The following is a 24,245-nucleotide window of genomic DNA, read 5'->3' as shown; positions in this document are numbered from 1 at the left end:
CTCTATTCAGACCGAACGCTCGCTCGGCCTGTTCACCTTGTCATCCCGCCGCGACGAGGTCAAGTACTCGGCTCTAGCCGGCATACCCCACGGTGTCGCGCGCCAGCTGTAGGTAGCGCGAAATCAGTTCGTCAGCACCCAACTCGCCGTCGACGTTGTACCAGGTTGAAACGCCGACGCACATAGTAGTCACGGCCCGACTCGCATCTTTGGGGAAGCGTGTCGTGAACACCCCGGCGTCGGCGCCGGCCAATACGATGTCGTCGACCATGTACTGCTGACGGTCCCGATAGCCGATGTATTCGTCCCGGTACCGATCGTCAATGCTGCGGATCTCGGTCGAGCCGACGAATGCCTGTTCCTTGCGATACATGTGAAAACGCAGCAACGATTCGACTACGGCGTCGAATTGCGCGACGGGTTCGGCACCTGCCTCGGATATCGCCTGCTCCGACCGAGCCAACAGGTCAGTCATCGTCAGCTCGAGCAAACCCTGCAACAGTGACTGCTTCGACGGGTAATGGTGGTAGAGACCCGGAACCGAGAGATTGGCTCGCGCGGCGATATCGCGCACCGACGTGCCGTGATAGCCGTGTTCGGCAAAGGCTTCGAGAGCGGCCGCCAATGGTGCGGGTAGGCGCGGTTCCCCGTAATCACGCCACCCGGTGATGCCTGACGATCCGGCGCCGGTGGCAGAGCTCGGACTCACAGTCATCTGTCAAACATAGCCCGACCGACAGAACGCTCACTCGCCACCTGCCGGTTTACTGTGAGCGCGGCTGAGCAAGAAGCATGTCGGTGCACACCTCGACCATCTGATCGGCATTGAGTTCGACGTGGCCGTCCAGCCACGCGGCAAGCACCCGAGCGAATCCGCCGACCAGGAAATGTGCACCCGCAATTGTGCTGGGACTGGCGTCGACGTCGAAGATTCCAGCTGCGGATTCGACCGTCAGCAGCGCAAACGCATCTGTCGAGTCGAGCCGACGTTGCGCTAGCGTCGGACTGAGCAAGGTCGGGGAAAACAGGAGCCGTCCTTTACGCCGGTCGCCGGCGATGACCTCAACGATCGCGGCGACGCCGCGTCGGACCTTGTCCTCGCTGTCGAGGCCCTGCGATAGCGCGGCGAGTGCGTTGTCGGTGATCTCGGCGATAACTCCGTCGAAAGTCTCCGCGACGAGTTGATCGACCGAGTCGAAACTCTCGTAGAAATAGCGCGCGGTCAGCCCGGCCGCTTTGCAGACACCGCGAACGGTGATCGCCCCGCCACCGTCGCCGCCTAGCGACTCAAGTGCCGAATTGATGAGTGCCGCGCGACGGCGGGCAACACGCGAATCGCCACCTTCACCGCCGTATGCGCGCAAGGCCGAACCCTCCACTTGCGTAGGACTTTGGGCAGGACTCATGGGTCCATCTTGACATCTCGACCCTACTGGCCGTTCAATAAAAGTGAAAACGGGCGTTGTCAGAAAGGAATGTCATGACTGCAGAAGCGGTGGACCAATCCACGCAGGCCGCACCGGCGGCGTTGGAAAAGCCTGCGGCGCGGGTGTCGCGTGCAGAACTCGACGCGGTGCGCGTTGACCAAATGCCGATGATCGGCATCGCTCTGCTGGCCGGACCCGCGAATGTGATCATGCAGTTGGCGATGCCCGCGGTGGGCTACGGCGTGGTGGAAAGTCGGGTGGAGACGGGCAATCTGCTCAAGCATCCGGTGAAGCGCACCCGCACGACATTGAGTTACCTCGCAGTCGCGGCATTAGGTTCGGCCGCCGATCGCAAGGCATACCGCAAAGCGGTTGGCAAGGCACACGCTCAGGTGTATTCCACCGAATCCAGCCCGGTCGAGTACCACGCCTTCGATCCCACCCTGCAACTATGGGTTGCCGCATGCCTGTACCGGGGCTGGGAGGATATGCAGCGAATCTACGGTGACCCCGCGGCGATCACCGAGGAGGCGTACCAACAGGGTTCAGTCATGGGGACGACTCTGCAGGTTCCCCGCGAGATGTGGCCGGCGACGCGCGCCGACTTCCTCAAATACTGGGATGACACCGTCGCCACGCTGACGATCGATCCGCCGGTACAGCGTTACCTCCGAGGACTGGCACGCGTCGAGTTCATGGGCAAAACACCATCACGGCTGTTCGGCTGGTGGAGTGAGATCTTCGCGATCGGATTCCTGCCGACCGAATTCCGCTCCATGATGGATATGCAGCTCTCCCCGCTGCAAGAGCGAATCTTCCACACGCACAACAAGATTCTCGGTGCGATTGTGCGCAAACTCCCTCGTTCGCTACAACTGTTCCCGTTCAACATCCTGCTGGCCGACGTCCGCTGGCGCATCCGCACCGGGCGATCGCTGGTGTAGAGCTAGCCAACCTTCTTGAGCGCGTCCGGGGTAAGGGCCGCGACATCGGTATTACCCGACAGCCCTAGCGTCAGATCCAGCTCGGCAATGATATTCGCGACGGCATCCCGCGCGCCGTCGACGCCGGCCAGCGCCAGGCCGTACATATGCGGTCTGCCGATACACGCGGCGTCCGCACCTAACGCCAGAACCTTGAAAACATCTGCGCCGGTGTAGATTCCGGAGTCGACGAGGATCTTCGCGCGACCGTCGACCGCCGACACCACATCGACGAGGGCGTCGACCGAACCGATCGATCCGTCGATCTGACGTCCGCCGTGGTTGGACACGATGATGCCGTCAACACCGAGGTCAATCGCCTGGCGCGCGTCGTCGGGATGCAGAATCCCTTTGAGCACGATCGGCAACTTGGTCCGATCCCTAAGTCCCGCAATATCATTCCAGTTGAGTGACGGCCGCGAGTAGATGTCGAGAAAGGTTTGTACCGATGCCCGCGGCTCTTTCGCCGTCAAATTCTTCAGCATCGACCCCGGCACATTGCGGGCGATCTCGAACAGCGTCTTGATCGCACCAAGGGAAGGCTTGGGCGATTCGGCAGCGTCGGCGTCGGCGAGACGCTGCGCGACGATCTGCGCGAACCGCGGGTCGCGGGTGTACTGGGCGATTCCCTCCGCCCGCGCGAAAGGCAGCGAACCGAGGTTCAAATCCTGTGGGCGCCAACCCAACATCGTCGTGTCAAGGGTGACCGCGATGGCACCCGCTCCCATCGCCTCGGCTCGGCCCAGGAAGCTGTCGACAAGTTCGTCGTCGGTCGACCAGTACATCTGAAACCATCGCGGCGCACCGGGTTTCACATCTTCCATTGCCTCAGCGACATCTTCCATCGGCGCGCTGCCCTGGTTGGAGAAGATATATGGAATCCCCAATTGCGCTGCGGCACGACCGATATGGACATCGGCATTGCGAGTCACCAAACCGCCGGCGCCGACCGGGGAGAACAGCAGAGGCACCGGCAACTGCTGACCGAACAGTTCCGTCGTGAGCGAGCGTTGCGATACGTCGCGCAGTACGCGCGGAACGATTGCCCACCGATCCAGCGCCCGACGATTGGCCGTCATCGTCGAACCCTCACCCGCGCCGCCGCTGATATAGGCCCAAGCGCGTTGCGACATAGCTGCTTTCGCGCGTCGCTCCAACTCCCCGAAATCGGTGGGAACTGACGGAACGCGATCGTGAATACCTTCGGTGTAGATCTCGTTCTGGCGGGCTCGGCCGGGAGCCGGTGCGTCCGGCGTCTGGTCAGTCATGGATGCGAGACTAGCGTGCCTCGTCGCGCTGTAGGTAGAAGTAGAAGTGTCGATCGCGGACCAGCGAGGTCTTGCCGTTCATAATTCCCATCAGAGTGTCCTCGTCTACCCGTTTGAAGTGGTCGATGACCGCTTGTCCGTCGTAGACCATCGACGCCGTCACCTCGCCACGGAACTCGACATGCCACAGACTCGCTTCGCCGTGCCCTAATTCCTTGTTGGAGTACAGCTCACCGGCGTCGTCGCGGCAGACCAGCGGCTGTACGTCGTAAGCGGACGTGAAAGTCTTGCCATGCCAACGGACCTTCTCCAATTGCCCGTCCATCGGATGGCCGGTCGGCAACTCCCCGCCCCGCCACGGTCCGAGAATCTCGTCGATGCGGACCGTCGGCAGTACCGCCCAGATTTCGTCGAGCGTCTGCGGCTGCGAAGTCTCGCCCGAGGCGACGATATCGAAGAAGCGGGTCCTGGGTTCCAAAGTCATATATCTGATAGTAGTTAGTCTGCCCGAGACGTTGTGGCCCGCGTCGCACTAGGCCGCGCGACACTGTGGCTGGCGCCACTGTTACTCACTCACAGTTTCCCAGTACGCTGTAGCGAAGCCCCGGTTCGTTGGAGCCGCTGGGCCTGACATTCGTCTATTGGGAGGATGCCCGCAGTGGCAATTGCACTGTATCGACTCGGACGCCTGGCGTATCGGAAGAAATGGTGGTTCATAGCCGTATGGCTCATCGTATTGGTGTTGGCCGGCGCAGCCGTCGGCATCACCAAGCCCAAGTTCGCAACTGACTTCGAGTTGCCGGGTACCGACTCCGATCGCGCGATGTCGGTGATGAATGAGCACTTCAAGTCGACTAACGATCAGTTGCTCAAGGCCAGCACCACCATCGTCGTCGCAGCCGACGACGGCCTGGCCAATCACGAGAAGCAGATCAACGCACTAGTCGATGACGCCAAGAAGACACTGCCGAAAATCATCGATCCGAATACCGTCGTCAACCCGGTAACCGCGGCTAAGGCGCAGCCCGCCATCGCGGCGCAGGTGTTGGGCGACAATGGCAAAGTCGGGCTGATCGTCGTCAATCAAGACATCAGCCGCGAGGACCTCAAGACCCCGGATATGACTCAGTTCCAGGACCTCCTGAAACGTCATCAGGGCGGCGGTCTGCAAGTCGAAGGAACCGGCGCACTCCAGCAGGTCTTCGCGCAAGGCGGCTCAGCTGAACTGATCAGTTTCGGTGTCGCGTTCATCGTGATGATTGTGGCCTTCGGCGCACTACTCGCAGCGTTCATCCCGATCGTCACCGCACTCGTTGGCGTGATGCTGACGATGATGCTGGTGACTCTGAGCGCGACCTTCCTCAATGTCCAGCAGAGTTCGACGACCATCATCTTGATGCTCGGCATCGCGGTGTCGATCGACTACGCACTGTTCATCGTGTCCAGGTATCGATCGGAATTGAATCTAGGCGGGTCCAGGGAGGCCGCGGTAGGACGTGCCGTCGGCACGGCCGGCTCAGCGGTGGTGTTCGCCGGACTGACGGTCGTGATCGCCGTCGCGGCCCTCGCGGTAGTCGGGATTCCATTCGTCACCCAGATGGGTCTCGCAGCGGCACTCGCCGTGGTGATCGCCGTTCTCGGTGCCATTACCCTCATTCCAGCGATTCTCGGTGCCTTCGGCCGGTTCGCGTTCTCACCGCGGATTCCCGGCGTGCGGCATGGCGACGAGCCCGATTCGCAGCCGTCCAACGGCCTCCGTTTCGCGAAGTTCGTTACCCGCTTCCCGGCGCCCATCGCCGTCATCGGCCTTGCCGCACTTGCCGTTTGCGCGATTCCGATGACGAATATGCAGCTGGGAATGTCGTCAAGCACCGACAACGAAGCGTCGGCAATCGAACTGCTGTCCAAGGGTTTCGGTGAAGGCGTGAGCGGCGGCCAGCTGTTCGTCGTGGTCAATAAGACCGGCGAGAACGGCGACGTCGCGCTCGCATCTAAGGAAGCCGTCACGCATATCGCGACACTCGACAACGTCGCGAATGCCAAAGCGCTAGTACCGGTTCCGAATAACCAAGCCGATCCGGCGAAGCCCGCACAGGGACCGTTACAGGCCACGATGATCGTCGTCGTGCCCGAGCATTCGCCGAGCGGTCCGGAAACCAACACGCTGATGGAGCAGATCCGTGACTACGCGAAGAATGCTCCACCGGGCACCGAGATCCATGTCGGTGGGCAGACCGCGATCATGTCGGATATCTCCAAGAAGCTGTCTGATGCCCTGATTCCGTTCCTGATCATCGTGATCGGGTTGGCATTCATCATCTTGATGATCGTGTTCCGTTCGATCCTGGTTCCGTTGACCGCAACCATCGGATTCCTGTTCTCGGTGCTGGCAACATTCGGCGCGACCGTCTGGATTTTCCAGGAGGGCAACCTGGGCATCATCGAGCACCCCAAGCCGATTATCTCGTTCCTGCCGATCTTCCTGATCGGTGTGGTCTTCGGTCTGGCGATGGACTATCAGGTGTTCCTGGTGTCTCGAATGCGCGAGGAATACGTACACGGCGTACCGGCCAAACAGGCAGTCATCGTCGGATATCAGCACGGTGCCCGCGTCGTATCGTCGGCGGCTCTCATCATGATCCTGGTGTTCGTATCCTTCATGCTCGTACCGGATACGACCGCAAAGATGATGGGCTTCGCGATGGCGGCGGCAGTGTTCTTCGACGCCTTCATCATCCGGATGATCGTCGTGCCCGCTGTTACCGCGTTGATGGGCGATTGGGCATGGAAGATCCCCGGCTGGCTCGACAAGATCCTGCCCAATGTCGACATCGAGGGCAGCGCCATTCGCGAGATCTCGATCGACGGTGCCGAGAGTGAGGCGGAGCCGGCGTCCGTCTGATCCGATCAATCAACCACGCTCCCGGCCCGCCGGGAATTTCGTCCGAATAGTCGTCTGCCAAGGGCAATATGCCCTTGGCAGACGGCTATTCGGACGATTTTCCGGGGGGCGCGGGGTCGTCGTCGACGATCACCGGGATCGTGTCATCCCACGGTTGCCGCGACACCATGTCGCCGACGCGGACATAACCGGATTCGAACTCTCCGGTCGCGGCGTCGACTAGTCGGTACCGCTGCCGCTGCGTCTGGATCGGCTGACCGTCAATGAGTACCACTCGAACCTCACCGGGTTCGAATGCGCACCGCTGCTGCAACGCGGCGATAAGTTGCTCGTTGTGCATATGCCCGTCACCGAAATTCCAGCCGATCGCAGTGCTGCAGATACGTTCACCGTCGGTGAGAACAAAGTCGGACTCGTCGTATCCGGCCATCGCTCGGTGAGCGAGGGTGAACATCGCCCGACCGTGAGTGTTGAAGGCGCGGAAGGCATATCCCATATACAGGTATAGCTGCGCAGTCTCCGGACTGCCATAATACCGCTCCATCTGAGCTGCGGGCATACTGGCGATCGCCACAATGTTTTCGGCGACTTTCGCCGACGCCGACGACGTCATACACCACAACGAGGTATCCCAGTTGCCCGCGTAATAGCGCATCCCGGCAAGGAAGGACACCTTGCGCGGCAACAGGTTTCCCATCACGACCACACTCGCCAGCACCACGAATAGCACCACCGGCCACCCGCTGGTGAGGTCTCGCAGCCCAATCTCGGCGTGCCCGACGAATAAGAACACGATGCCGAAGATCATGAAAACGTTCCACTCCAGCGGGACACCCATCGGAATCGACGCCAGAATTCCCAGATGGAAGCAGACCATCACCGCCGCCGCGAGAGCGGTCGGCCATCCGCCGTGCGTGCAGAACAAGACCAGCGGGACGCATAACTCAATCGCGGTTGCCACATGCGCGACTACCCGCGACAGTCGACTCGGCCGAAGGTCATCGGGGAAGTGGGCGAAGAACTTCCGCTTGAGCCAACGTGGCCGTAGCACTGGATTATTCGACATCATCGTCGAGATGACGAACGGAAAATGGCGGTTGAACTTCGACACGGCGGCCCCGACCCAGATCATCAGGAAAACGAGTTTCGCGGCAATCAGAACATCCACTCCGGTGAACAGGAACGCGAGCGTCAATGACCCGTAGACCTCACCACGAGCGGCGAGAAAGATCGACTTGTCACGCAGCCCGCATAGTGTCAGCACGCCAACGATCGCCGCCACCTGCCAGACCGGCAGGACCCCGATGTCGGTGTCCAACTGCTTGATCGGCCCGGTGCCGTCGGAGACAATCCCAATGATCAGCAATACGAACAACGCCGCGTACAGAACGACGTCGACGGGCGTCCGGGCGCTACCCCGCGTGAGCGGCACCGCATTCGGCCACGGGGGAAGTCGAATAGTGTTGGGGCGCAACCAATATAGGATGGATCCCAGCGGCGGAAAGAACCGATTGTTGAGCGGACCGAATCCGCAACCCAGACCGACCACCTCGAATAGCATCGTGTAGAGCACGACCTTCTCGAAGACGATGGGTTCGTAGATCCAGTCGCCGATATCCCCGATGCCGCCGATCCCCGACGTCGTGGACACCACCAGCAGGCCGACCCCGGCGTAGGCAAGGATCTTCACGACGTAGAACAGGTGCAGGACTACCGGGGTGCCGAACCCGACCTCGGCCCAATGTCGGGCCATCGGCACTATTTTCTCGGCACGCGTGCCCTTACTCCACTCGTCGAAGTCGGCGACCGATGGCGCGTCCTGTGTGCGAAAGCCCATTGCCGGACGCTAACACAATAGGTGGAACTTGTTCTAGTTTTTCCGGAGACCTGTTGGAGTGTAATGAGTTTGGCCCACTGCTAGCCGCTCTCCACCATTTCCGGCTCGGCCTCACGCAATGGATTCGCGATCTCGTCGTGCCATAGCCGCGCCATTAGATAGAACGCGACGGCGAACGGGATCGGCGCCAGGCCGCCGATCACGAACACGGCGGTCAGTCCGATCGCGTCGGCGACCGGCGCGGCAAGCGCCATCGACACCGGCATCAACGCGATGGACACGAAGAAATCCAGACTCGCCACTCGACCCAACAACTCCGACGGCACCCGACGCTGTAATAACGTGCCCCACAACACCATCGGGCCGTCGAATGCGATTCCCAAGATGAATCCCGCGACGATGAACACCCAAAGATGCTGTGCGACACCGAATACCACCAGCGGAATACCACTGACCGCCCACAACCCGAACATGATGGTCAAGTATCGCCTCGGCATAGGCAACGCCGCGAAGATCAGCGAACCGACCGCGGCACCCGTACCGAAGGCGGCGAGCACCAGCGAGTGATCACCCGCGTCGCCATGTATCCGGTCCTTGAGCACGAACGGCACCAGGACCTCAATCGGCCCCATCGTCAACAGGACGAGGAAGGTAGCGAAGAATAGCGTCGCCCACAACCAGGGCGTCCGCCACATATAGCGAAATCCGTCCACCACGTCGCCGGCGATCGACGGCCTGTCATCCGATTTCCGCTGCAGTTCAACGGGTTTCATCGACAAATAACATGCAGCCGCGCCCGCGCTGCACACCCCCGACAGGCCGAGCGCCAGCCCCGGCGATGCGGTGGCGATAGCCGCACCGGCCAACATCGGGCCGAGCGCCTGGAAGATGACCGGGCGAAGAAATCCCTCGATTCCGTTGGCAGCCTGAATATCTCGTGCTTCGATAACTCTCGGCAGCAATGCTGAGTAGGCGGGATAGTAGATACCCGTGGTTACTCCGCTGACCGCCGCGACGACGATCAGGTGTGTGAATGTCAGATGACCAGTCAACGCCGCGATCCCGGCGGTGCCGACCGCAGCCGCCTTGGTCACTTCCAGGCCGATGATGATCAATCGCTGCGATACCCGATCGGCGAGTACACCACCGGCGAGTGTCGAGGCAACCATGCCAACCGCTGCTACCGCTGAGACGATCGAAACCTGACCGGCTCCGCCGCCGAGTGCGATCACCTGCCAGATAACCGCGACCGTCCACATGCCGTCGCCGAAAAGGGCGAGCACCAGACCAGCGGCAAGACGACGGTACTGCGCAGCCGACAACGGGCGCAGCACCTTCCAGACGCCGTCGGCCGCGATGCTCACTTAAGAATTACAGCCGATGACACCGTCAGGACGCCACCCAATTTCGACGCTTAGCCGGCCAGCGCCTCGGTATCGCCCGACTTGGCGACATTCTCGGACTTGGGTGTCGTCGCTACATTCTCGGTTTTCGCGACGGTACCGAACACCATCGCCTCGGTGAGGTCATACCTGCGAGCATCGATCGCGTCAAGAACCAGGTTGTGTCGCACTAGCCAGGGATTGCGGTCAGATGCTTTGGGTAGGGCACCCTCGGCACGTTGGACATACCCGGAACTCAGTTCCATCAGCGCGTGATGGGGCATCTGGGCACCGTTGGCCGTCGGGTAGGCGTGGGTGTATCCGCGCTCGCCCATATACGCGAGCAACTTGGCGACGGCTTGTGAGGTGAGGTCGACACGCAGCGTCCAGGAGGCGTTGGTGTAGCCGACCGACCAGGCCATATTCGGTACATCGTTCAGCATGTACCCGCGGTAGGCGTACTTATCGCCGGGCTTGAACTCCACACCGTCGACGCTGATTGACGCGCCACCGAATGCGACAAGCTGCAGGCCAGTTGCCGTGACGATGATGTCGGCGTCGAGTTTTTGGCCGGACGCCAAGACGATCCCGTTCTTGGCGACGTGATCGATCGTGTCGGTGACCACGTCGGCTTTGCCTTTACTGATCGCGGTGTAGAGATCACCATCCGGGATGACGCATAGGCGCTGATCCCACGGCGCGTAACTCGGCTTGAAGTGGGTATCGACCGGGAAGTCCGACGGCAACATGACCTTGGCGATGCCGCGCAACGTCTTACGCGACAGCTTCGGAAATAGTCGGCAGTACAGGTAGAAAGCAAAGGTGCCCAAGGCATTTCGTATCCGAAGCAGTTTGTGGGCGAGTGTCGGGGGGAGCAGTTTGAGCATCGCCTTGGTCATGATGTCACTCTCGGGCAGCGCCATCATGTAAGTGGGCGAGCGCTGAAGCATCGTGATCTTCTCGACGTCGTCGGCCATCGACGGAATGAGCGTCACCGCGGTGGCGCCGGAGCCGATGACGACGACCTTCTTACCCTTGTAGTCGAGGTCTTCGGGCCAGAACTGCGGGTGGACCACCTGCCCGGTGAAATTCTCGAGACCAGGGAAGTCGGGTAAATATCCCTCGTCGTAGCGGTAATAACCCGAACAAACGTAGAGGAATCGTGCGGTGAACACCCGCTCCTCGTCCCCCGAGCGGCCGACGACGGTCCAGAGGTCGGTAGTCGTGTCGAAGTCGGCAGATTCGACACGAATTCCGAACCGGATGTTCTTGTCAATGCCGAACTCACGCGCGGTGTCTTCGAGATACTCCCGGATCTCGTCGCCTTCGGCGATAGTGCGAGTCTTGCGCCAGGGGCGGAATGGGAAACTGAGAGTGAAGATGTCGGAGTCCGAGCGCACCCCCGGATACCGGAACAAGTCCCAGGTGCCGCCAATCCGTTCGCGCTGCTCGACGATCGTGTAGCGCAGCTGTGGGTTGCGTTCGCGGATGCGGTACGCGGCGTCGATGCCCGATAGACCGGCTCCGACGATCAGCACGTCGGTGTACTGAGGATCCTTCGATGACATTTGCGCTACCTTCCCTGGGGCCTGACGGGGCTGTTCGCGTGCAGACCCCCACGAATCATGACAACCCATATTGTCACAGTCGCGCAGCGTAGGAAAGGGCTTCCCTGCGGGGTCAGCTCGCGGCCTTGCTCGCCGCAGCCTTCTTCGCCGGCGCCTTCTTCGCCGCCTTTTTCGCGGGAGCCTTTTTGGCTGGCGCCTTCTTTGCCGCGGCTTTGGTGGGAGCCTTCTTTGCCGGCACGGCCTTCGGCTCGGCTGGTTCGGCGTCGCGGTCCTTCACCGACGCGCGCAACGCGGCCAGCAGATCGGCCACCTCGGAATCGTCGTCTTCCTCATCGGTGGCGTCGGCCTCGGGGAATGCCTCGGCACCTTCGGATTTGGCGTCGATCAGTTTGGTCAGCTCGGCCTGATAGGTATCGGAGAACTCTGACGGCTCGAAGTCGCGGGCCATGGTGTCGATCAGCGACGACGCCATCGCGAGCTCTTGATCGTGGATCTGCACATCCTCACCGAGGAAACCGAAGTCGGGTGTTCGTACCTCGTCGGGCCAGAGCAGAGTTTGCAACGTCATCACGCCGTCGACGACCCGAAGCGCGGCCAATCGCGTCCGGTTCCGCAACGTGAAATTCGCGATGGCGAGCCGGTCGGTCTCTTCCAGTGCTTTCGCTAGCAATACGTACGCCTTCGGCGATTTCGACGACGGCTCTAGGTAATACGGCTTGTCGAAGTAGATCGGGTCGATCTGCTCGCGCGGAACGAATTCCAGGATCGCGATCTCGGGACTTTTCTGCACCGGCATCGACGAAAGGTCGTCTTTAGTGAGGACTACCGTCTCGCCGTTTGTTGCCTCGTAGGCGCTCGCGATGTCGGCGAAATCGACCTCGGTGTCGGTACCTTCGCGCACCCGACGGTAGCGAATCCGCGTGCCGTCCTTGGAATCGACCTGGGTCGCTTTACGGTCATGTGATTCCGTCGCCGAGTAAACCTTGACGGGCACGTTGACCAGACCAAAGCTCAGGTCGCCTTTCCAGATCGAGCGCATGGTGGCCATTGTGCCATTGAGCAGCGACATCGGCGAGGAGTGTTACTCGGTCGTTAGACGCGGCCGTGTCACCCGTCGGCGACATAACTGACCGATGCCGTGGCCACCAATACAAGTTGGGTGGAATTGTGCTCCTGTACTCGCCCAAATGTTGTCGGTGTTCCCGCCATCGGAAGGACGATACTTCCACTCGGTGCATTGCACCCCTGTGTGACGTGCGGGTGGACAATGGTCCGCATGGCTCCGGGCAACTCAATCGACGTCGACGGATATCAGATCTCGGTCACCAACCTGACCAAGGTTCTCTATCCCGAGGCGGGCACTCGGAAATACGACGTGATCGACTATTACACGCGGATCGCCGAGGTGATGTTGCCGCATATCGTCGACCGGCTCGTCACCCGCAAACGCTGGCCCAATGGCGTTGAGTCGCAGCCGTTCTTCGAGAAGGACCTCCCGGCCGCAGCTCCGAATTTCTTGCGGCGCTTCGCGATCGAACACAGCCAACGACTCATTCACTATCCGATTGTCGACAAGCGTGCCGACCTGGTGTGGCTTGCGCAACAAGCGGCGCTGGAATTGCATGTGCCGCAATGGCGAACCAGCGCAGCGAGCGGGCCGAATGTCACCGGCGCCGGGAGCGCAGCGAGCGGGCCGAATGTCACCGGCGCCGGGAGCGCAGCGAGCGGGCCGAATGTCACCGGCGCCGGGAGCGCAGCGAGCGGGCCGAATGTCACCGGCGCCGGGAGCGCAGCGAGCGGGCCGAATGTCACCGGCGCCGGGAGCGCAGCGAGCGGGCCGAATGTCACCGGCGCCGGGAGCGCAGCGAGCGGGCCGATTGTCACCGGCGCCGATAAGAAGGATCCGTCGTTCAAAGCGACCCGGCTGGTGCTCGACCTTGACCCGGGTCCCGACGTCGCGCTGTATCAGTGCGCACAGGTCGCCATCGAAATCAACCAGCTACTCAGCGCGGCGGGCCTGACCGCGTTCCCAGTCACCAGTGGCGGCAAGGGAATTCACGTTTATGCTCCGTTCGACGATCCGGTCTCCCCCGACGCGGCGCGCGCCGTCGCGAAGCAGATCGCCACCTCCCTGGCGGCCGCTCATCCCGATGAGGTGACGGCCTCGATGTCGAAGGCGGTGCGTGACCGTCGGGTGTTCATCGACTGGAGCCAGAACAGCGGGTCGAAGACCACCCTGGCACCGTATTCGTTACGCGGGCGGGAACAGCCGTGGGTTGCCGCACCGCGAACCTGGGCGGAGCTGGCCGAACCCGATCTGCGACAACTCATTTACACCGAAGTACTCGAGCGGGTCGAGCACGACGGCGATCTGCTCGCCGGACTCGACGCCCCGCTGACCGCGCCACCAGCTCGGGCCGAAGCTCCGTCGAGCGTCGTGAGTCTCGGTGAGTACCGACGTAAACGGAATCCTTCGTTGACGCCTGAGCCGTTCAGCGATGACGCCCACCGCGCGCGGGCGGTCGAAGACGACGAGTCAACCGACGACACCGGGCAGCCCGGCGGGCCGATCTTTGTCATTCAGGAGCACCACGCACGACGCCTGCACTACGACTTCCGCTTGGAGCGCGATGGCGTGCTGGTGAGTTGGGCGATCCCGAAGAATCTTCCAGTGACCTCGGACCAGAATCGGCTAGCTGTGCAAACCGAGGATCATCCGATGGATTACGCCAACTTCGCTGGCGATATCCCGGCCGGCGAATACGGCGGCGGTCATGTGGAGATCTGGGATCGCGGCACCTACGAGACCGAGAAATGGCGCGACAAGGAGATCATCGTCCGCTTACACGGTGATCGGATCCAGGGGCGCTACGTGCTCATTCGCACTGGGGAGAAGAACTGGCTGGCTCACCTGATGTCCGACGAGCCGAGGCCCATCCTGCCCGACAGCCTGCGCGACCCGCGCCCGATGCTGGCCACCGACGAACCCATCGACAACCTCACGGAATCGGAGTGGGCGTTCGAGGGCAAGTGGGACGGCTATCGCATCATCCTGCGCTACCTGAACGGCAATCTGCGTCTCACCTCGCGATCGGGATTGGATATGACCGCCGACTTCCCCGAACTTCAATCGTTGGCCGACGAACTTGGAATGCTCGAGGTGGTCCTCGACGGCGAAGTGGTCGCAATCGATCCGTCGGGCCGAACGAATTTCACTCTCCTGGCCTCGCGGCGCAATACGACCGAGCCTTATGAGCTGCGGTTCTACGTATTCGATGTGCTGTTCCTCAATGGCACCTCGCTCCTCAAAACACCGTGGCGGGAGCGCCGCCAAGTACTCGACGAGCTGGCACCGTTATTCCGGCACTCGCCATATGCGCAGGTTCCGCCATTGTTGCCGGGGCCAGGCAAGGCTGCGGCACAGTACAGCCGCGACCACAATCTCGAGGGAGTGGTCGCAAAACGCAGAGACTCGATATATCAACAGGGGCGTCGGAGCACGCGGTGGCTCAAACATAAGAATTGGAGTGATATCGAGGTGGTCATCGGCGGCTGGCGGCCCGGTCAGGGTAACCGCGCCAACACGATCGGCTCGCTGCTCCTCGGGCTGCCCGAAGAGACCGGCTTGCGCTATGTCGGGCGCGTGGGCACCGGATTCACCGACGCGTCGCTGGCCGCGCTGGTCGAAGAACTCGAGCCGCTGCGGATTCGCCGATCGCCATTCCTGGACAATATCGATCGACCGGTGGCGGCCAGCGCGATCTGGGTGCTCCCGAAGATCGTCGGCGAAGTGCAGTTTATGGATTGGACTTCGACCGGGCATCTACGCCACCCAAGTTGGCGCGGTATTCGACGCGACAAATTGCCCGGCGACCTATAACTTCTCGCCACAGGCGATACCGGATGGGCATCATCGACGATCTCTCGATAGCCTGTTGGCATGTTTGTCGTCGCGCACATCAGCGACCTCCATTTCAACGGCACGGATTACAACCGGCGTCGAAATGAAGCGGCCGTCGAGTACATCAATCAGTACTCCGCCGGCATCGACGCGCTCCTGATCACTGGCGACATCGCCGATACCGGCGCTCGCGAACAATACGAGGAATTCGTATCGACCGTGAGGTCCGATCTCCCGACGCTGACCACCATCGGCAATCACGACGACCTGCTGACTTACCGCGACGTCGTCGGGCTACCGGAGAATTCGATTCTGGATATCCCACATCGTTCCGGTGACGCCGACGATCTGCGAATCATCGCGGTGGACAGTTCGATTCCCGATTCGGCCGGTGGCTACCTCACTGATGCGACTCTGGAATATGTCGGGAGCAGAATCAGTGAGGTAGGTTCGTCGACGCCGATTCTCCTCGCGTTTCACCATCCGCCGGTAGTACTGCATATGCCGGTGATGGATGTGATTCGACAGACCGGCGAGGATCGGCTGGCTGATCTCGTCGCCGCACATCCGAATATCGCTGGACTGCTCTGCGGGCACGCACACACCCCCGCGGTCACCACATTCGCCGGTCGGCCGCTATGCCTGGCACCGGGGGTGTCGTCGACGTTGAATCTGCCGTTCGAAGGCACCGGCGTCGTCAATGTTTCGCAACCACCGTCGATCGCGTTTCATCTCCTCGACGACGAGCGCCTGACCACGCATTTCCGCGTAGCGACTCCGAAACACTAACCGTCGCTTAGCCTTTGCTGCCGGTTATCAAACTCTCGATAATCTTGCCGCCGATCTCGGTGATCAACCCCGGCCCGGTATCGGGTAGCGAACCCGGCAGCTGGATTCCTTCGGTCTTGGTGACCGGAATCTTTGCTGCGCGGGTGGATTCGAGGCGAATCCCCTTTTGTTGATCCTTGGTCAATGCCTTGCTGTACTTGCTCAGGTTGGTCGCGGTGGTGACAGTTGCGGTCACCTTCAATCCTGCGCCGGCGAAATCAGCTGCGGCACGGCGAATATGATCCGGCGAGGTGACTAACACGATGTCGGAGATCCCCCGCTGCTTGAGCAAGGCCGCGGTGTTCTGGGCATTCGACACCGTCGACGTCGACTTGTCTTCGGCGGTGATGCGCGCCGAGGAGATCCCTTTGTCCACCAACCACTTTCGCATCGCCGATGCCTCGGTGACGCCCTTCTTCGGCGCGCCGCCGGTGACGACGATCGGAGCCGTGGCGGCAACGTCGGCTTGCCCTTTGCCCGCGGTGACGCGGTTGACGAGTTCCGACGCCATCTTGCCGCTCGCGGTCAGCCCGTAGCCGAGTACGACGATCGCGGTACGTCCGCCAACTGCCTTGGGAGCGGTATCGGGGATGATCGCGGCGGCCGCACTCACGCCGTCGATGACGTTGCGGGCCGTGGCCGCGGCGGTCGAGTTGACGGTTGAGAGTTTAGTGAGAGCCGCGTCGCGGGTCGCGGTGTCGTCGGCCTGGTCGGACCAGATCGCTTGCAGCGCAAGAGCATCGGCATCATTGGCGACAGCTTTGAGCGCCGTGGCAAGATCGGCCAACCCGCCGGTCACGTCGCCAGAGGCGAACTTCTTCTGCGCGGAGTTGTAGAGCTTCCCGGCATCGACGGTGTCGGCGGTATGTGTCACCGACGTCGTCGACGTCTGCGGCAAAGTGCCGACAACCGTGCCGCCGATGGCCGCGGCGGCGATCACACCGGCAGCTGCGATCTTGAACCGTCTAGGAGTAGTCACTCTAGTCACTTGCGTAACAGTACGGTCGATTGGCAACGGTTGGGGCCCACGCGCATTCCAGCTCGATAACGCTCCGACCTCCGCAAACCCAATACCAACGGTCAAACCCAGCGCCATCAGGTGCTGGGTTTGACCGTCCGAGTGGGGTTTGCGGGCGGGGCGTCAGCGGCGGAGGCCCACAACCTTCAGCAGTTCGGGACGACGCAGCACCAACCCGATCCACATGAACACTCCGAGGTAGACGGCGAAGAGCGTGGTGCTGAACAGCGGTGCCTCGATACGCATATTCGCGGCGACCGCGCCGCCGAGATATGCCGTAACACCCAGCGCGCCGAGGACAGCGGTACGCGGAATCGCGTATGCCACAACGCAAACAAGCAGTACAACACCTATGATAGCGGCCTGGTCAACGGGGAAGCCGAGCTTGGCCATCCCATCGACGACGGCTTCGGGGCGGGTGAGTTTACCGATGACGTCGAATACGAGGAACGCGCCGACGAGAACGCTCATCACGATGCCGACGATCGCGGACCGGCTGCGTCGGGGCGATCCCTCGGCGGGGACGGCATCGATGATTTCTTGGGGCGAGAAGGTGGTCATGATGTGCTCCTGAGTGGTCTGTAAATCCGTGGCTGGGAAGCGGCTTCACAGTGATAGACCAAGCGGCGCAGAAAAACTCATCGCCGCGCACGAAACACCCGCGAACTGCGGCGGGCCCGGACACGTTTGCGTCCGGGCCCGCCGTAGGGGAAAGAAAAGGGTGCGACTACAACGCCTTCAGCTCCTCGATCACCGAACCGACCGACTTCTTGGCGTCGCCGAACAACATCGACGTTCCGTCCGCGAAGAACAATGGATTCTCGATACCCGCATAGCCGGAACTCATCGAACGCTTGAGCACAATCGTTGACCGCGCCTGATCCACGTTGAGGATCGGCATACCGTGGATCGGTGAACTCGGATCGTTGCGCGCGGCCGGATTGGTGACGTCATTGGCGCCGATGACGATGGCGACGTCGGTGCGGCTGAACTCGCCGTTGATGTCGTCCATTTCCTTCATCGCGTCATATGGCACATCCGCCTCGGCGAGCAGCACATTCATATGTCCGGGCATACGTCCAGCGACCGGGTGGATCGCGTATTTCACTTCGACGCCCTTGGCCTCGAGTAGAGCTGCCATTTCCTTGACCGCGTGCTGCGCCTGAGCGACAGCCAGACCGTAGCCGGGCACCACGATGACCTGGTTGGCGTAGGCCATCTGGATCGCGGCGTCGGCGGCTGATGTCGCCTTGACCGTGCCGCCGTCAGCACTGGCGCCACCCACAGCGGCGTCATCACTTCCGCCGAACGATCCGAAGATGATCGCCGGGATGGATCGGTTCATCGCCTTGGCCATCAGGTTGGTCAGGATCGAACCCGATGCGCCCACGATCATGCCGGCGACGATCATCGCCTGATTGTTCAGCGCCAAGCCGGCCGCCGCAGCCGAGAGACCGGTCAGTGCGTTGAGCAGTGAGATGACGACCGGCATATCCGCACCGCCGATGGGGAACACCACAAACAGGCCCATCAGACCCGCCGCCACCAGCAGTCCGACGATCCAGAACCACGGCGTCGGGCCATCACCGGCACCGGCTTTGAGGCCGATGTAGACGGCGATTCCGATCGCGACCAACGCCAACACGATATTGGTCAATTGGAAGACCTTGGCGGCGGCGACGAACTTCTTTTCAAGGTTCTTGTTCAGCAGTTCCTGTAGCTTCGCGAACGCGACCAGCGAACCCCAGAACGACACCGAACCGATAATCGCCGCGAATAGCGATCCGACGATCACCGCTACATTCGGCTCCTCGGGAACCGTGGTGAAGCCGCGGTATTCGATATATTCGGCCCACGCGATCAACGCGACGGTTCCGCCGCCGACACCGTTGAACAACGCCACCAGCTGCGGCATCGCAGTCATCTTCGTCTTCAACGCCGGCGGAATCCCCAGTACGACGCCGACGAGCAGGCCCGCCACAATCAGGACCCAGTTGATGGTCGGCACCCCGACATCACCAGCCGAGTTGTACACACCCAGCAGCGTCGCGATGATCGCGATACCCATACCGACGGCTGCGATCCAGTTGCCGCGCACCGCGGTCTTGGGCCCGGTCAGGCCCATCAAACCGTAGATAAAGAGGGAGAACGCGACGATGTAGAGGACCGTCACGCCGTAACCCAAAGCTTCGGACACCACAGCGGAGTCGCCCGCCGCCACACTCAAGACAGACGAGCTCACTTGGCCGCCTCCTTCTTACCCTTGAACATGCCAAGCATGCGGTCGGTCACCGCGAACCCGCCGACAACGTTCAACGTGCCGAATACCAACGCGACGAACGCGATAATCCGCACGCCCCAGTTGGCATCGGCCGGCAGTTTGCCCAGCACGACGAGTGCGCCGAGCACGACGATGCCGTGAATGGCGTTGGTACCCGACATCAGTGGCGTATGCAGTGTGTTGGGCACCTTGGAGATGACCGCGAAACCTACGAATCCGGCCAGCACCAGAATCGCGATATTCGATAGAAGTTCGGTATACATCAGACTTTCGCCTCCTCAGAGACATCGCGTGTCACACACGCTGCGGCGATGACTTCGTCATCGAAATCCGGTGCGATGACTCCGTTGTCGTCGAGCATCAACTCGATCAAGGCCAGCAGGTTCTTGGCGTACAGCTCGCTGGAATGCTCGGGCATCGTCGCCGGCAGATTGAGCGGCGAGGTGATTGTGACGTCATGTTTGACGACGGTCTCCCCCGGCTCGGTCAGTTCGCAGTTGCCGCCGGTTTCACCGGCCAGATCGACTACGACACTGCCCGGCTTCATACCCTCGACGGCCGCGGCGGTAACCAACCGCGGTGCCGGACGGCCGGGCACCAGTGCGGTTGTGATCACCACGTCGAAGCCCTTGATCGCATCTTCGAGTGCCTGCTGCTGCTTCTCACGTTCTTCGGCGGTGAGTTCTCGGGCATAGCCGCCCTCACCGGCTGCGTCGATACCTAGATCGAGCCATTGCGCGCCGACCGACCGGACCTGCTCAGCGACCTCTGGCCGCACGTCGTAGCCGGTAGTCCGAGCGCCCAACCGCTTGGCGGTAGCCAGCGCTTGCAGACCCGCCACACCGACACCCAGCACCAACACGGTGGCCGGCTTGACGGTCCCAGCGGCCGTGGTCAGCATAGGGAAGAATCGGGTAGCCAAATCGGCCGCGACGATCACCGACTTATAACCCGACACATTGCCCTGCGACGACAGCGCATCCATCACCTGCGCGCGGGAAATACGCGGAATCGCTTCTACCGCATAGGCTTCCACACCCGCTGAAGTCAACGCGCCGATCTTGTTGTCGGCATTGCGTGGAGCGAGGAAGCCGATCAGCTTCTGTCCGCTCCGCAGTTTGCCGATCTCGTCGTCACTGGGCGCGGCTACCCGCACCACGACGTCGGCTCCGTAGGGATCGCCGACGGTGGCACCCGCAGCGGTAAACAACTCGTCAGGGATCAACGCCCCCAACCCGGCACCCGATTCAACGACGACCGGGACACCCTTCTTGATTAGCGCTTCAACCACTTTCGGTACCAACGCCACACGGCGTTCTCCCGATGCGGTTTCGCGCACGACACCGACGCTCATAACCTAATCACCTTTTCGGGTGCGCGTCGCGCGAAGATCGTGCTGCACAACAGTACTGGCGCGCAGTACTGCGGTGCGGTGCTCAAGCGACTGCGACACGCGGTAGTGCAACCAGTTGGCTGCCACCTTGATCAAAAATGTGCGATGAACATAGCACGCCCTTATCATCGGGTTCCGGCCGGTGTGGTCACAGTCACAGGCATACCGTCCAGTAGATCGCCGCCACGAGCGGGCCTGCCTGTTCAGCGCGTTGCGGGGTCAGCGCCGCCCAGGGTGGATCTGAGGTTGGCCTGTCCACATATCGGGCAGTTCGGATCGTCATCGCCGATCGCGGCGCTACGGTTGACCGTCGCATCGCCTTCGCTGCGGCCGCACCCGATGACCTGACCCGGCCTGATCGGGATCAGTCACCGGAAATTGCCAATCGACTCGGCGATACAACCTCTCCTGCACCACGCGAGGAGTGGGAATCCGCTGTCGGTGGATGGTGGCCGCGGTCTCGGGCATCGGCAGTCGAACTGTTCTGGAGACCGTGTCGTCGTAGGGCCGAGTCCCGTTGAGCCCCAATACAATTGGCCTACCTGGATCCCGAGCGTCGCTGGCTGGCCGACGATCGTGACCCGCCGATGCCCCCACCAATTGTCAGCTCGCGCCACCTGATCGATACCGGTGGGCCATGTCCACCTGATCGAGTTAGTTCCGTTAGGTCAGCGCAATCGCCGGGCGGCGAGACTACTCGGCGTTCGCGCCTAGTCGCTCCGACGTCGCACCCAACCGTGCCGCGCGTCGGCCAGCGCGCCGCCCGAAATACGATCCTTCGCCGAGTTGGGTGCCGCTCGCGTAACCTTTGCCGTCCTGGGCCAGATTCGCGGCACACGCGCCCGCGGCGTAGAGCCCGGTGATCGGCTGCCGGTCCGCGTCGAGCACTTCACCGTCGACGGTTGTGGCCAGTCCGCCGACCGTGAAGCCGGAGTACATCGCCTTGCCCAAACTCATGTCGAAAGCCGCCCACGGCCCATTGGCCTGCGCGGCAAGGAATTCCGCGCCCTTGTGGAACTCCGGGTCTTCGCCAATGGCGGCGTGGGCGTTGTAGCTGTCAAGTGTCGCCACCAGATTGCCCGTCGGAATACCGAGATCCGATTCCATCTCTTCGACGGTTTCCCAGCCGTCGATGAACGGCGCCAGCGGGAACGCGGGCCGCTCCATATGTTCTTCGTCGACGATCAGGTAGGCCTTCTTATCCGGTTGATCCATCACAAAACCAGCCGTTCGCGAGTGATAGCTGTCCTCGGCGACGAATCGCCTTCCTTCGCTGTTGACGATGACGCCGGTCAGCAAGACCGACGGCGGGTAGACCGGAGCGGTGATGAATGCCTGGTCCATATGCTTAACCGCGGCACCGGCCGACTGCCCAAGCCGAATCCCCAGGCCGTCGTCGTAGGTGGTGCCGAGCGTGTAGGACTGATTGGCCAACTGCGGGACGTGTTCGTTGACCATGTCCTCGTTGAGCACATAGCCACCCGCGGCGAGGACCACACCCGATGCCCGGATAAATCCTTCGGCACCCGGCCGCCGCCACTTCACGCCGACGACGCGGCCGGAGGTGTTGACAATCAGGTTGCGCGCGCCGGTGTCGGTCCGCACCTCGACGCCGAGCCTGTCCAGTTCGGCCATCAATAGGTCGATGACCATCGAAGCTCCACCGGTGTCACCGGGCACCGGCACCTTATGCCCTCGCGGCGCGGGCACCGCCATATTCTTATACGGCCACACCTTCTCGTTGCCGGTGTACATCAACCCCTGGGTGCCCGGCTGAATGACAGCCTTCTCCGGGTAGAAGCTGCGCTCGAAATTCACCCCGAGCGCCTCGAGCCAGTCAAAGTGTTCGACGCTATCGGTGCAGTAGGCGTGGATCTTGTCCGGTTCCGGTTCAAGCGAGACAGCGGTGAGATACTTCTCCATCTCCTCGGCACTGTCTTGCTGTCCAGTCGCCTGCTGCACCGCGGTGCCGCCGCCGAGATAGAAGTGACCGCCGGCCAGGCGCGTCGTGCCGCCCGTCTCGGCCGCCCGCTCGATAAGCAGCACTTTTGCTCCGGTACGCGCTGCTTCCACCGCGGCGCACCCACCGGAGATCCCCGATCCGACGACGAGCACGTCGACTTCGTCGGTGAACTCGTCGACGTCGGACAGGCCGATCAGCGGCGGGAATTCGGTCTTACTACCGGCCTCGGGCCGCGCGTCACTGCTCATACGAATCAGCGTAACCCAGCATGTAGAACATGTTCTAGTTCTTCTGAAAGGTGGGCTACCGCCACATCCAGAAGTTCACCTGACGAGCATTGTTCAAGAATCCGTAACCAATCCAGACGCCGTTGGGCAATCGACGCATCTCGTCATGCCCGAACCCGAGTCCACTGCGCGCATAGTCAATCCGCATGACGGCCCTGCCATCGAGGATCGACCGCGCGTAGAAGACACTCGCCGGCAACAGGTCACCCCCGAATAGCTGATTAGTCAGCCAGCCACGATGGAAGTTCTTCCCGGACCAGATCGAGTGCATGGCGGCCGTAGCTCCGGCATTCGACGGTCCTATCGGGCGGGCCATTCCGCGCAATGGCACATTCTTCGGCAACGGCGCCACCTTCAGCCGCGCGAACAGCGCGTCGAACTGGCCTTGACTACACGAATCACGTAACGCGACAACAGAAGACGCGACTGACATTCGCGTGTCCGGTGTCGGACACCGGGGCGCGGCCATCGCCGATGCCGGCACCACCAACGCGCCCAGCAGGGCAGCTGCGGCTACAACGATCGTCGTATGCCGCCAATTCCATCCGTACTTCGCCATCCGATTCATCGCCACTCCTCGATCAGAGTTGCCGACCCACTTCTCGGCTTACTCCACTTACGCAGCGGCAACAAGGGCTTTAGCGCACGAGTTGGTAGCCCGCTTCGGTAACCGCGTTCGCGACGGCATCGGCATCGAGGGCCGATTCGCTTGAGACCTCCACCGCGCCCGTCCGGATGTCCACCTCAACTCCGGTCACGCCGGCGATCTCGGCGATCTCCTCGCGCACCGACGATGCGCAGTGACCACAGGTCATCCCACTAACGAGGTAATTCGAAACGGTCATATCGCATTTCCCTTCCAGTCCAATGGATGCTACGACTTCACAAGTCGCGCAATAGCTTCCATCGCTTCGTCGATCTTGTCGCGGCCAGCGTCGTCACCCTCGCGGGCAGCGTCGATGACACAGTGGTTCATATGGTCCTCAAGGAGCCCAAGGCTCACCGCCTGCAGCGCCTTTGTCATCGCGCTCACCTGTGTGAGGATGTCGATGCAATACGCCTCTTCTTCAACCATGCGCTGCAATCCGCGCGCCTGCCCTTCGATCCGGCGCAGCCGGCGCAGGTACGCATCTTTCTCGCCCATGTACCCGTGATGCTGATGTTCGGCCACGATGTCTCCTTGACTTCCGGTATACCCCCTACAGGT

At 61.7% G+C, this 24,245-nt stretch carries 21 protein-coding genes; 4 read left to right on the top strand and 17 right to left on the bottom strand.

What is annotated here, in order from left to right; all coding sequences use genetic code 11:
• Positions 1 to 73: 73 nt before the first annotated feature.
• Positions 74 to 715, bottom strand: coding sequence for a TetR/AcrR family transcriptional regulator (locus AAFP29_RS01000; protein WP_419215434.1), 642 nt, complete (start codon positions 713 to 715; stop codon positions 74 to 76).
• 49 nt (positions 716 to 764) lie between these two features.
• The gene (locus tag AAFP29_RS00995; RefSeq protein WP_419215433.1) at positions 765 to 1,406 is read right to left on the bottom strand and encodes a TetR/AcrR family transcriptional regulator; all 642 of its coding nucleotides are present in this window, start codon (positions 1,404 to 1,406) and stop codon (positions 765 to 767) included.
• A 74-nt stretch (positions 1,407 to 1,480) separates the two neighbouring features.
• On the opposite strand from AAFP29_RS00995, the gene AAFP29_RS00990 reads away from it, so the two are divergent.
• On the top strand, positions 1,481 to 2,371 hold the full coding sequence (locus AAFP29_RS00990; RefSeq protein WP_419215432.1) for an oxygenase MpaB family protein: 891 nt from the start codon (positions 1,481 to 1,483) through the stop codon (positions 2,369 to 2,371).
• A 2-nt stretch (positions 2,372 to 2,373) separates the two neighbouring features.
• Here AAFP29_RS00990 and AAFP29_RS00985 read toward each other — a convergent pair whose 3' ends face one another.
• Together AAFP29_RS00985 and AAFP29_RS00980 are read right to left on the bottom strand one after the other, a co-directional pair.
• Positions 2,374 to 3,678, bottom strand: coding sequence for an alpha-hydroxy-acid oxidizing protein (locus AAFP29_RS00985; protein WP_419215431.1), 1,305 nt, complete (start codon positions 3,676 to 3,678; stop codon positions 2,374 to 2,376).
• A gap of 10 nt (positions 3,679 to 3,688) precedes the next feature.
• Positions 3,689 to 4,162 (bottom strand): DUF4334 domain-containing protein, encoded by a 474-nt coding sequence (locus AAFP29_RS00980; RefSeq protein ID WP_419215430.1) that lies wholly within the window; start codon positions 4,160 to 4,162, stop codon positions 3,689 to 3,691.
• A 174-nt stretch (positions 4,163 to 4,336) separates the two neighbouring features.
• Here AAFP29_RS00980 and AAFP29_RS00975 point away from each other — a divergent pair, with 174 nt between their 5' ends.
• Positions 4,337 to 6,580, top strand: coding sequence for an MMPL family transporter (locus AAFP29_RS00975; protein ID WP_419215429.1), 2,244 nt, complete (start codon positions 4,337 to 4,339; stop codon positions 6,578 to 6,580).
• Between the two features lie 85 nt (positions 6,581 to 6,665).
• On the opposite strand, the gene AAFP29_RS00970 is transcribed toward AAFP29_RS00975, so the two are convergent.
• From AAFP29_RS00970 to AAFP29_RS00955, 4 genes are all read right to left on the bottom strand, one after another.
• Positions 6,666 to 8,417: a DUF3556 domain-containing protein gene (locus AAFP29_RS00970; protein WP_419215428.1), complete on the bottom strand. Its 1,752-nt coding sequence runs from the start codon at positions 8,415 to 8,417 to the stop codon at positions 6,666 to 6,668.
• Between the two features lie 80 nt (positions 8,418 to 8,497).
• The gene (locus AAFP29_RS00965; protein WP_419215427.1) at positions 8,498 to 9,781 is read right to left on the bottom strand and encodes an MFS transporter; all 1,284 of its coding nucleotides are present in this window, start codon (positions 9,779 to 9,781) and stop codon (positions 8,498 to 8,500) included.
• A 50-nt stretch (positions 9,782 to 9,831) separates the two neighbouring features.
• Positions 9,832 to 11,367, bottom strand: a complete 1,536-nt coding sequence (locus AAFP29_RS00960) for a flavin-containing monooxygenase (RefSeq protein WP_419215426.1) — start codon at positions 11,365 to 11,367, stop codon at positions 9,832 to 9,834.
• Positions 11,368 to 11,479: 112 nt separating this feature from the next.
• Complete coding sequence (locus tag AAFP29_RS00955; protein ID WP_419216314.1) at positions 11,480 to 12,415, bottom strand: Ku protein; 936 nt, start codon at positions 12,413 to 12,415, stop codon at positions 11,480 to 11,482.
• A 228-nt stretch (positions 12,416 to 12,643) separates the two neighbouring features.
• On the opposite strand from AAFP29_RS00955, the gene ligD reads away from it, so the two are divergent.
• Positions 12,644 to 15,247 carry a non-homologous end-joining DNA ligase gene (gene ligD, locus AAFP29_RS00950; protein WP_419215425.1) on the top strand — a complete coding sequence of 868 codons (2,604 nt, stop codon included), beginning with the start codon at positions 12,644 to 12,646 and terminating at the stop codon, positions 15,245 to 15,247.
• Between the two features lie 60 nt (positions 15,248 to 15,307).
• On the top strand, positions 15,308 to 16,057 hold the full coding sequence (locus AAFP29_RS00945) for a metallophosphoesterase (protein WP_419215424.1): 750 nt from the start codon (positions 15,308 to 15,310) through the stop codon (positions 16,055 to 16,057).
• A 7-nt stretch (positions 16,058 to 16,064) separates the two neighbouring features.
• Here AAFP29_RS00945 and AAFP29_RS00940 read toward each other — a convergent pair whose 3' ends face one another.
• The 9 genes from AAFP29_RS00940 to AAFP29_RS00900 form a co-directional block, all read right to left on the bottom strand.
• A complete protein-coding gene (locus AAFP29_RS00940; protein WP_419216313.1) occupies positions 16,065 to 17,075 on the bottom strand; it encodes a YdcF family protein in 1,011 nt (336 codons plus the stop codon).
• Between the two features lie 162 nt (positions 17,076 to 17,237).
• Complete coding sequence (locus AAFP29_RS00935) at positions 17,238 to 17,675, bottom strand: DoxX family protein (RefSeq protein WP_419215423.1); 438 nt, start codon at positions 17,673 to 17,675, stop codon at positions 17,238 to 17,240.
• Between the two features lie 166 nt (positions 17,676 to 17,841).
• Positions 17,842 to 19,356, bottom strand: a complete 1,515-nt coding sequence (locus tag AAFP29_RS00930; RefSeq protein ID WP_419215422.1) for an NAD(P)(+) transhydrogenase (Re/Si-specific) subunit beta — start codon at positions 19,354 to 19,356, stop codon at positions 17,842 to 17,844.
• Positions 19,353 to 19,658 carry an NAD(P) transhydrogenase subunit alpha gene (locus AAFP29_RS00925; RefSeq protein ID WP_007318912.1) on the bottom strand — a complete coding sequence of 102 codons (306 nt, stop codon included), beginning with the start codon at positions 19,656 to 19,658 and terminating at the stop codon, positions 19,353 to 19,355. The genes AAFP29_RS00930 and AAFP29_RS00925 overlap by 4 nt, the downstream gene beginning before the upstream one ends.
• Complete coding sequence (locus AAFP29_RS00920; protein ID WP_419215421.1) at positions 19,658 to 20,749, bottom strand: Re/Si-specific NAD(P)(+) transhydrogenase subunit alpha; 1,092 nt, start codon at positions 20,747 to 20,749, stop codon at positions 19,658 to 19,660. The genes AAFP29_RS00925 and AAFP29_RS00920 overlap by 1 nt, the downstream gene beginning before the upstream one ends.
• A gap of 732 nt (positions 20,750 to 21,481) precedes the next feature.
• Positions 21,482 to 22,999 (bottom strand): FAD-binding protein, encoded by a 1,518-nt coding sequence (locus AAFP29_RS00915; protein ID WP_419215420.1) that lies wholly within the window; start codon positions 22,997 to 22,999, stop codon positions 21,482 to 21,484.
• A gap of 55 nt (positions 23,000 to 23,054) precedes the next feature.
• Positions 23,055 to 23,606, bottom strand: a complete 552-nt coding sequence (locus AAFP29_RS00910; RefSeq protein WP_419215419.1) for a hypothetical protein — start codon at positions 23,604 to 23,606, stop codon at positions 23,055 to 23,057.
• Positions 23,607 to 23,676: 70 nt separating this feature from the next.
• Positions 23,677 to 23,883, bottom strand: coding sequence for a heavy-metal-associated domain-containing protein (locus AAFP29_RS00905; protein WP_419215418.1), 207 nt, complete (start codon positions 23,881 to 23,883; stop codon positions 23,677 to 23,679).
• 29 nt (positions 23,884 to 23,912) lie between these two features.
• Positions 23,913 to 24,209 carry a metal-sensitive transcriptional regulator gene (locus AAFP29_RS00900; protein WP_007318918.1) on the bottom strand — a complete coding sequence of 99 codons (297 nt, stop codon included), beginning with the start codon at positions 24,207 to 24,209 and terminating at the stop codon, positions 23,913 to 23,915.
• Between the last annotated feature and the right edge of the window lie 36 nt (positions 24,210 to 24,245).

The sequence above is a fragment of the Gordonia sp. CPCC 205333 genome, from assembly GCF_048537885.1.
Taxonomy (GTDB): Bacteria; Actinomycetota; Actinomycetes; order Mycobacteriales; family Mycobacteriaceae; genus Gordonia.
This window is presented reverse-complemented; position numbering and strand designations above follow the sequence as displayed.

Excerpts from the sequence above, each read along its gene's own strand:
- AAFP29_RS00910 (WP_419215419.1), bottom strand. The coding sequence starts at position 23,606 with ATGAATCGGATGGCGAAGTACGGATGGAATTGGCGGCATACGACGATC.
- AAFP29_RS00990 (WP_419215432.1), top strand. The coding sequence starts at position 1,481 with ATGACTGCAGAAGCGGTGGACCAATCCACGCAGGCCGCACCGGCGGCG.
- AAFP29_RS00960 (WP_419215426.1), bottom strand. The coding sequence starts at position 11,367 with ATGTCATCGAAGGATCCTCAGTACACCGACGTGCTGATCGTCGGAGCC.
- AAFP29_RS00980 (WP_419215430.1), bottom strand. The coding sequence starts at position 4,162 with ATGACTTTGGAACCCAGGACCCGCTTCTTCGATATCGTCGCCTCGGGC.
- AAFP29_RS00995 (WP_419215433.1), bottom strand. The coding sequence starts at position 1,406 with ATGAGTCCTGCCCAAAGTCCTACGCAAGTGGAGGGTTCGGCCTTGCGC.
- AAFP29_RS00955 (WP_419216314.1), bottom strand. The coding sequence starts at position 12,415 with ATGGCCACCATGCGCTCGATCTGGAAAGGCGACCTGAGCTTTGGTCTG.
- AAFP29_RS01000 (WP_419215434.1), bottom strand. The coding sequence starts at position 715 with ATGACTGTGAGTCCGAGCTCTGCCACCGGCGCCGGATCGTCAGGCATC.
- AAFP29_RS00970 (WP_419215428.1), bottom strand. The coding sequence starts at position 8,417 with ATGGGCTTTCGCACACAGGACGCGCCATCGGTCGCCGACTTCGACGAG.
- AAFP29_RS00920 (WP_419215421.1), bottom strand. The coding sequence starts at position 20,749 with ATGAGCGTCGGTGTCGTGCGCGAAACCGCATCGGGAGAACGCCGTGTG.
- AAFP29_RS00915 (WP_419215420.1), bottom strand. The coding sequence starts at position 22,999 with ATGAGCAGTGACGCGCGGCCCGAGGCCGGTAGTAAGACCGAATTCCCG.
- AAFP29_RS00935 (WP_419215423.1), bottom strand. The coding sequence starts at position 17,675 with ATGACCACCTTCTCGCCCCAAGAAATCATCGATGCCGTCCCCGCCGAG.
- AAFP29_RS00985 (WP_419215431.1), bottom strand. The coding sequence starts at position 3,678 with ATGACTGACCAGACGCCGGACGCACCGGCTCCCGGCCGAGCCCGCCAG.
- AAFP29_RS00905 (WP_419215418.1), bottom strand. The coding sequence starts at position 23,883 with ATGACCGTTTCGAATTACCTCGTTAGTGGGATGACCTGTGGTCACTGC.
- ligD (WP_419215425.1), top strand. The coding sequence starts at position 12,644 with ATGGCTCCGGGCAACTCAATCGACGTCGACGGATATCAGATCTCGGTC.
- AAFP29_RS00945 (WP_419215424.1), top strand. The coding sequence starts at position 15,308 with ATGTTTGTCGTCGCGCACATCAGCGACCTCCATTTCAACGGCACGGAT.
- AAFP29_RS00925 (WP_007318912.1), bottom strand. The coding sequence starts at position 19,658 with ATGTATACCGAACTTCTATCGAATATCGCGATTCTGGTGCTGGCCGGA.